The organism is Sphingobium sp. 22B (assembly GCF_001580035.1).
Taxonomy (GTDB): Bacteria; Pseudomonadota; Alphaproteobacteria; order Sphingomonadales; family Sphingomonadaceae; genus Sphingobium; species Sphingobium fuliginis.
Genome location: NZ_LTAB01000063.1, coordinates 1 through 6,353, shown reverse-complemented (window position 1 = coordinate 6,353; position 6,353 = coordinate 1). Strand labels below are relative to the sequence as shown.

The following is a 6,353-nucleotide window of genomic DNA, read 5'->3' as shown; positions in this document are numbered from 1 at the left end:
ATCCTGATCCGAACCCAGCTTCCGACCATCACCTTGCCATTCACCCGCGGCGGCGGGGCCGGGCGAGGGGCCGGGGGGCGTGCAGTTGTTCGATGCGGAATGGTACCGGCGGCCGAGCCATGCGGAACTGGCCGGCTATCTGCCCGCCGATGCGCCGACAAGCGGCTGGGGTCTGGTCGCATGCAAGACGGTGGATCATTACCATGTCGAGAACTGCCAGGCGCTGGGGGAATCGCCCATGGGGTCCGGCTTTGCCAAGGCGGTTCGGCTGGCGGCGTGGCAATTTCTGGTGCTGCCGCCGCGGGTGAATGGCAAGGTGATGGTCGGAAGCTGGGTTCGGATCAGGATCGACTATACGCGCAGCGTGGCCGGCGGGGACGATGCGGGGCGGTGAACCGGGAGGAGGTTTTAACCCATATGGAACATTTTTGTTGACATCGTCACGCTGTTCTGGCACATAGGTCGACATTGGGAAAATGTGAGTCGCCGATGAGGCGGTGAAGGGCTGGTCCTTGTCGGGGCCGGCCCCTTTGCTTTGCATGCGGGGGATTGGCTGTGGCGGACGGAGAAGGGAAGAGGAGCCGGTTCGGCGGGCGGGCCGATGCGCCCGAGCGGGTGCTGGCGCTGGAGAATGGGCCGCAGGGGGCGCTGGGCGTCGCGCCGCAGATGCGCGCGGTGCGCCGGAATGGCTGGACGCCGGCGCTGCGGCAGAAGTTCCTGGAGACGCTGGCGCTGACCTGCAACGTCAGCGAGGCGGCGCGGGTCGTCGGGCGGAACTTGTCGACCGTCTATTATCTGAAGCGGCGCGATCCGGCGTTTGCGCGGGCGTGGAAGCAGGCGCTGAGCATCGGGCATGAGGAATTGCGGGCGCTGATGCTGCGGCAGGCGCTGTTCGGCACGGAGGATGAGGAGATCGTGCTGGACGGGGAAGGGGCGGTCAAGAGCCGGAAGATCAGGCGGGAGCATCCGCACATGATCCAGGCGCTGCTGTTCAGGGCGCATGAGAAGGAGGTGGAGGAGATGCAGCGGCTGGAGAGCGTGGAGCGGCCCGATGGAGAGGATGCGGTGGAGCGGTTGAGGGTGGCGCTGGATGAGGTGCGGAAGCGGAGTGGGGGGTAGGGGATTTTGGGTGGGTAGGAGACGAGCAGCTATTAACACCGCTCTGATCGTTACCGGACATTAGGAAATGGCAGATAGGTGCTGTGTGCATCCTTGTCGGAGAATGATATGCGCGCCGCCCTCCTTTTAGCTGTTTTTGCCATGAGTGTTCCTTGTAGCGCTTATGCGCGCGATGATGAAAGCGGTCGTTATGGCCCGATGGACGGGCGTGGGCACGGCTTCAAGGACAAGATTGCAAAGGACGGATTCTGGGAAATCACCGGCGGCGTCAGCGGACATAGCCAAGCGACCGCAGCAGATTTCGCGATTTACCGCGCTGCCGAAATGGCACGGGCAGATGGCCGTCGCTATGTTGAAATTCATGATGCTGTAGGTCGGCAAAACCGTTCCTCCGGCGCAGAAAGCGTGACGTTGTTCGCGCGGCCCGTTGACGCCCCGGTTCACCCGTCAGCCTGTAGATCGGGTAAACCTAAGCGTTGCTATACGGCCGACGTGGCATTGGTGTTTGCTCGGTTGAGCGGCGCGGACGGAAATCACCCCGGAGTGGCTGCACCGAGCTACATCGACAAATTCGGGCGCACTGTCACTCAAAGCGGCTTTGGCACAGGCGCAGTAGGCGTTCCACCTCAATAATTCAGTATGGTTTAGCACGAAGGTGAAGCTGACGGCCGCTTTCGGGCATTGCGCTTCTGGAACAGAATGGCAATTTCTGGTCGCTTCCAGATGGTCCGCGATCCTCAGTCGTCGGTATCCATGATGGGCTGACGGTTGGTCAGGCGGCGCACAACATGCCCGCCGATCCACAGGAACATGACGACGGCATAGGTGCCGCCCAGCAAGACGCCCGCAGCTATCATCATCGTAGACCAATATCGGGTTAATTCGACCCCGAAAAAGCGGATAAGAAACGCAGCGGCAATCAGGTAAAGAAAGGCTAGAATGATCCCGCTGCCAAAGAAATAGCCGCGCATGCGACGGTGAGAGCGCCTGAGGCGTGCAGCTTCAACCAATTTTCGATTCATTCATGCGGATATCGAGGCACCTGTTGCCGTTTTCATCGCGTCTGGTTTTGGGCAGATCACTTTTGCCAGTCAACGGCAATTTCTGGCCGTTTCAGGTCATCTCGTCAGGGGGCGTAGCGGAGGTGGATCAGGGGGTAGGGACGGCCCTGGCCGTCCTGGTCGGAGCGGCCGGTGCGGGCGAAGCGCATGGCTTCGTAGAAGCCGATCGCCTGCGCATTCTGTTCGTTGACGTCCGTGGTGAGCGTGGGGTGGAGCGACAGGGCGTGGTCGATCAGGCGGCGCCCGACCCCCTGGCCGCGCCATGCGGGGTCGATGAACAGCGCCTCCATATGCGTGCCGTCGATCAGCATGAAGCCGATGGCGTGATCGTCCGGGTCGGTGGCGAGCCAGGCGGGCGCGTGGGGGAGGAAGGCGGCGACCTCCGCCTCTATCGCGGTGCGGTCTGACAGCGTCAGGAAATCATGGGTCGCGTCGACGGCCTTGCGCCAGATGTCGAGCAGGCGGGCGCCGTCGGCGGCGCGGGCGGGGCGGATGGAACTCATGGCGGGCATATAGGGATGTGGGGCTGATCGGCCAAATCGGCCGCCGTGGAAAATCGATGAATGGAGGCGGGCGCATGGCCCTTTCGGATTTCGAGCGGCTGGCGCATCTGCCGGAGGCGGCGCGCGAGCGGGTGCTGGCCGGGCTGGGCGCGGCGGCGGCCGATGCGCTGGCGCATGACTGGCGCTGGCTGGCGCGGCCGGAGCAACTGGCGCCCGAAGGGGACTGGCGCATCTGGCTGATGATGGCGGGGCGCGGGTTCGGCAAGACGCGGGCCGGGGCGGAGTGGGTGCGGTCGGTCGCGGAGAGCGATCCGGCGGCGCGCATCGCGCTGGTCGGCGCGACGCTGGGCGAGGCGCGGGCGGTGATGGTGGAGGGGGCGTCGGGCCTGTTGTCCATCGCGCCCTGGTGGAACCGGCCCGTCTTCGCGCCGGCGCTGCGCAAGCTGGTCTGGCCCAATGGCGCGATCGCCACGCTTTACGGCGCGGCGGAGGCGGAGGGGCTGCGCGGGCCGCAGTTCAGCCATGGCTGGGCCGACGAGATCGCCAAATGGGCGGGCGGCGAGGCGGTGTGGGACAATCTGATGATGGGGATGCGGCTGGGCGGCGCGCCGCGCGTGCTGGCGACGACGACGCCGCGGCCCGTCGCCCTGGTGCGGGGGCTGGTGGCGCGCAACGGCGGCGACGTGGTGGTGACGGGGGGGCGGACGGCGGACAATGTCGCGCATCTGGCGGAAGGGTTCCTGGCGGCGATGGAGCGGAGCTATGGCGGGACGCGGCTGGGGCGGCAGGAGCTGGAGGGCGAGCTGATCGAGGAAGTCGAGGGCGCGCTGTGGACCCGCGATCTGCTGGAGCGGTGCCGGGTGGCGCATGTGCGCGGCGGGCTGGCGCGGGTGGTGGTGGCGGTCGATCCGCCCGCCTCCGCGCATGGCGACGCCTGCGGGATCGTGGTCGTCGGGCTGGGGGCGGATCGGCGCGCCTATGTGATTGCCGATGCGACGGTGGAGGGCGCGACGCCGGAGGGCTGGGCGCGGGCGGTGGCGGCGGCGGCGCTGGTGCATGGCGCGGACCGGGTGGTGGCCGAGGCGAATAATGGCGGGGCGATGGTCGAGAGCGTGCTGCGCGCCGCCGAGGCCGGGCTGCCCGTGCGGCTGGTGCATGCAAGCCGGGGGAAGGTGGCGCGGGCCGAGCCGGTGGCGGCCCTTTATGAGGCCGGGCGGGTGGCGCATCGGGGCGGCTTTCCCGCGCTGGAGGACCAGATGTGCGGGATGATGCTGGGCGGCGGCTATGAGGGGCCGGGGCGGTCGCCGGATCGGGCCGATGCCCTGGTGTGGGGGTTGACCGAGTTGATGCTGGGGCGGCGCGGGGATGCGCGGGTGCGGGGGATTTGGGGGGATGCCTGATCCTGCGCGGTCCAGCGGAGGCAGGAGCGCTATGGCCATGATCGACGAACATTGCCTGTTCGTAATGGGGGAACAATGACCTGGTGTTTGCGTAGTCCTTTCGTCTGATTTGCAAGGAGATTGGTCATGAAGCTGGCCGGATGGACGATGGCTGCGGCGGGGCTGGCTCTGGTGGGTTCGCCGGTGCTGGCGGCTTCGCTGAACGGCAAGGAGCGGGCGCGGGTGGCGCGGGCCGCGCCGCGCGATCGGGATGACGTGCGCTATTGCCTGCTCCAGGCGAAGAAGGGGCGGGACAAGGGCACGGTGATCGGTGCGGCGGGCGGGGCCGGCGTCGGCGCGCTGGCCGGCGGCAGTCTGGGCGAATCCCTGCTGGCCGGTGCGGCGGGCGCCGTGGCGGGGCGCGTGATCGGGAAGAGCGAGGGGACCAATTCCGCCTGCGATCGGGTTTTGGCCCGCAATCCCTGAGAGTTCGGGGACGGGGCAGACCCGTCCGGTTTTCGGTAGGCGGCTGAGCGCCGCAGACCTTCACGATCCTCCCTCCGTTCCGGGGGGAGGATTTTTTGTCGGTGGGTGGGTCCATGAAATTGTTCGGGGTGAAGGCGGCGCGCGGTGGGGCGCGGCCGGTGTTGGCGCGTGCCTGGGGATCGGGCGGGGTCGCGCTGGGCGAGTGGCCGGCCAGCTATGAGCAGCAGGTGCGGGCCGGGGTGATCGGCAATCCGGTGGCGCAGAGGGCGCTGCGGCTGGTGTCGGAGGGGGCTGGCGGGACCGCGCTGGTCGTCGGCGGCGTCGCGGAGGAGGTTCGGGCGCGGGTGAAGGCGCTGGTGGCGCGTTGTTCGTCCGGCCAGTCGCTGGTGGAGACGGTGGCGGGCCATCTGCTGCTGCATGGCAATGCCTATGTGCAGATCATCCTGGGGGCGGACGGGATGCCGGGCGAGCTGTATGCGCTGCGGCCCGAGCGGGTGAGCGTGGAGGCGGATGCGCGGGGATGGCCGGCGGCCTATCTCTATCGCGTCGGGGAAAGCGTGACGCGGCTGTCGCCCGAGGATGGCGCTGGAAGGACCGGGATCGTGCACCTGAAGGCGCTGCATCCCCTGGACGACCATTATGGGCTGGGCTGCGTCGGGGCGGCCGCCGGGGCGGTGGCGATCCACAATGCGGCGACGGTGTGGAACAAGGCGCTGCTGGACAATGCGGCGCGGCCTTCGGGCGCGATGGTCTACGATCCGGGCGACGGGTCGGTGATGAGCCCCGAGCAGTTCGAGCGGGTCAAGCGGGAGATGGAGGTCGCCTTTTCCGGCGCGGCCAATGCCGGGCGGCCGATGCTGCTGGAGGGCGGGCTGGACTGGAAGGCGATGAGCCTGACGCCCGCCGAGATGGATTTCGTGGGGCTGAAGGCGGCGGCGGCGCGGGAGATCGCGCTCGCCTTCGGCGTGCCGCCGATGCTGATGGGGCTGCCGGGGGACAATAGCTACGCCAATTATCGCGAGGCCAATCGGGCGTTGTGGCGGCAGACGATCCTGCCGCTGCTGGCGAAGATCTGGGGCGGGTTGGCGCAGGGTCTGCAGGGCTGGTGGCCGGCGCTGTGCCTGGGCGCCGACCTGGATGCGGTGCCCGCGCTGTTCGAGGAGAGGAGCGCGCTGTGGGACCGGGTGGCGGCCGCGGACTTCCTGTCGGCGGAGGAGAAGAAGGCGATGCTGGGCATGGGGTGAGGCGACGGGCGCGGAGGCAGGTGATGAAATATGATGGAGAGATGCTGGCGCGGCTGGTGGCGCAGGCCGAGGCGCAGCCGGCGGGCGCGGACATGCTGATGATCCGCGCGCTGGTCGAGGAGGCGAGCGAACTGGGCGCGGGGCGGGCGCTGGAGCGGCTGGGGCTGGCGGATCGCGGGGCGGAGGCGGATGTGCGGGAGCTGCGCGAACTGCTGGGCGGCTGGCGCGATGCGAAGAAGGCGGCGCGGGGCGCGGTCGTCGCCTGGGTCGTGCGGATCGTCACCGCGCTGATGCTGCTGGGGATGGCGGTGAAGCTGGGTCTGCTGGGGCTGGCGCATGAGTGACGTGCGGTTCGCCGGCTATGCGGCGGTGTTCGACCGGGTGGACCGGGGCGGCGACGTGGTGCGGGCAGGGGCCTTTGCCGGGGTGGCGGCGGGGGTGCCGCTGCTGTGGCAGCATCGGCCCGGCGAGGTGATCGGGACGGTCGAGAAGGTGGAGGAGGATGCGCGGGGCCTGCGCGTGATCGGGCGGGTTTCCGGGCGGACGGCGGCGGGGCGGGAG

General features: G+C 68.4%; 9 protein-coding genes and 1 pseudogene. 8 read left to right on the top strand and 2 right to left on the bottom strand.

Annotated features, from left to right (window positions below):
- Positions 1-37: 37 nt before the first annotated feature.
- From A0J57_RS24850 to A0J57_RS26240, 3 genes and pseudogenes are all read left to right on the top strand, one after another.
- Positions 38-394: pseudogene (locus A0J57_RS24850) on the top strand (hypothetical protein); the annotation flags it as partial.
- 161 nt (positions 395-555) lie between these two features.
- A complete protein-coding gene (locus A0J57_RS24845; protein ID WP_061940989.1) occupies positions 556-1,119 on the top strand; it encodes a hypothetical protein in 564 nt (187 codons plus the stop codon).
- A 108-nt stretch (positions 1,120-1,227) separates the two neighbouring features.
- Entirely contained in the window at positions 1,228-1,752 is a 525-nt protein-coding gene (locus A0J57_RS26240; RefSeq protein ID WP_153017903.1) for a hypothetical protein, read from the top strand.
- 104 nt (positions 1,753-1,856) lie between these two features.
- Here the strand turns inward: A0J57_RS26240 and A0J57_RS24835 are convergent, their stop codons facing one another.
- Both A0J57_RS24835 and A0J57_RS24830 read right to left on the bottom strand, forming a co-directional pair.
- Positions 1,857-2,090: a hypothetical protein gene (locus A0J57_RS24835; protein WP_061940980.1), complete on the bottom strand. Its 234-nt coding sequence runs from the start codon at positions 2,088-2,090 to the stop codon at positions 1,857-1,859.
- Between the two features lie 155 nt (positions 2,091-2,245).
- Complete coding sequence (locus A0J57_RS24830; protein WP_061940977.1) at positions 2,246-2,692, bottom strand: acetyltransferase; 447 nt, start codon at positions 2,690-2,692, stop codon at positions 2,246-2,248.
- Between the two features lie 65 nt (positions 2,693-2,757).
- On the opposite strand from A0J57_RS24830, the gene A0J57_RS24825 reads away from it, so the two are divergent.
- The 5 genes from A0J57_RS24825 to A0J57_RS24805 all read left to right on the top strand — a co-directional run.
- Entirely contained in the window at positions 2,758-4,083 is a 1,326-nt protein-coding gene (locus A0J57_RS24825; protein ID WP_061940974.1) for a DNA-packaging protein, read from the top strand.
- Between the two features lie 126 nt (positions 4,084-4,209).
- Positions 4,210-4,548: a hypothetical protein gene (locus tag A0J57_RS24820; RefSeq protein ID WP_044662602.1), complete on the top strand. Its 339-nt coding sequence runs from the start codon at positions 4,210-4,212 to the stop codon at positions 4,546-4,548.
- Between the two features lie 113 nt (positions 4,549-4,661).
- Complete coding sequence (locus tag A0J57_RS24815) at positions 4,662-5,792, top strand: phage portal protein (protein WP_044662601.1); 1,131 nt, start codon at positions 4,662-4,664, stop codon at positions 5,790-5,792.
- Between the two features lie 23 nt (positions 5,793-5,815).
- Positions 5,816-6,136 carry a DUF6127 family protein gene (locus A0J57_RS24810; protein ID WP_025552246.1) on the top strand — a complete coding sequence of 107 codons (321 nt, stop codon included), beginning with the start codon at positions 5,816-5,818 and terminating at the stop codon, positions 6,134-6,136.
- A partial coding sequence (locus A0J57_RS24805; RefSeq protein ID WP_201030971.1) for an HK97 family phage prohead protease occupies positions 6,129-6,353 on the top strand: 225 nt, incomplete at its 3' end. The genes A0J57_RS24810 and A0J57_RS24805, both read left to right, overlap by 8 nt.

Coding starts and splice junctions, on each gene's coding strand:
- A0J57_RS24835 (WP_061940980.1), bottom strand. CDS start 2,090: ATGCGCGGCTATTTCTTTGGCAGCGGGATCATTCTAGCCTTTCTTTAC.
- A0J57_RS24815 (WP_044662601.1), top strand. CDS start 4,662: ATGAAATTGTTCGGGGTGAAGGCGGCGCGCGGTGGGGCGCGGCCGGTG.
- A0J57_RS24830 (WP_061940977.1), bottom strand. CDS start 2,692: ATGCCCGCCATGAGTTCCATCCGCCCCGCCCGCGCCGCCGACGGCGCC.
- A0J57_RS24825 (WP_061940974.1), top strand. CDS start 2,758: ATGGCCCTTTCGGATTTCGAGCGGCTGGCGCATCTGCCGGAGGCGGCG.
- A0J57_RS24810 (WP_025552246.1), top strand. CDS start 5,816: ATGAAATATGATGGAGAGATGCTGGCGCGGCTGGTGGCGCAGGCCGAG.
- A0J57_RS26240 (WP_153017903.1), top strand. CDS start 1,228: ATGCGCGCCGCCCTCCTTTTAGCTGTTTTTGCCATGAGTGTTCCTTGT.
- A0J57_RS24820 (WP_044662602.1), top strand. CDS start 4,210: ATGAAGCTGGCCGGATGGACGATGGCTGCGGCGGGGCTGGCTCTGGTG.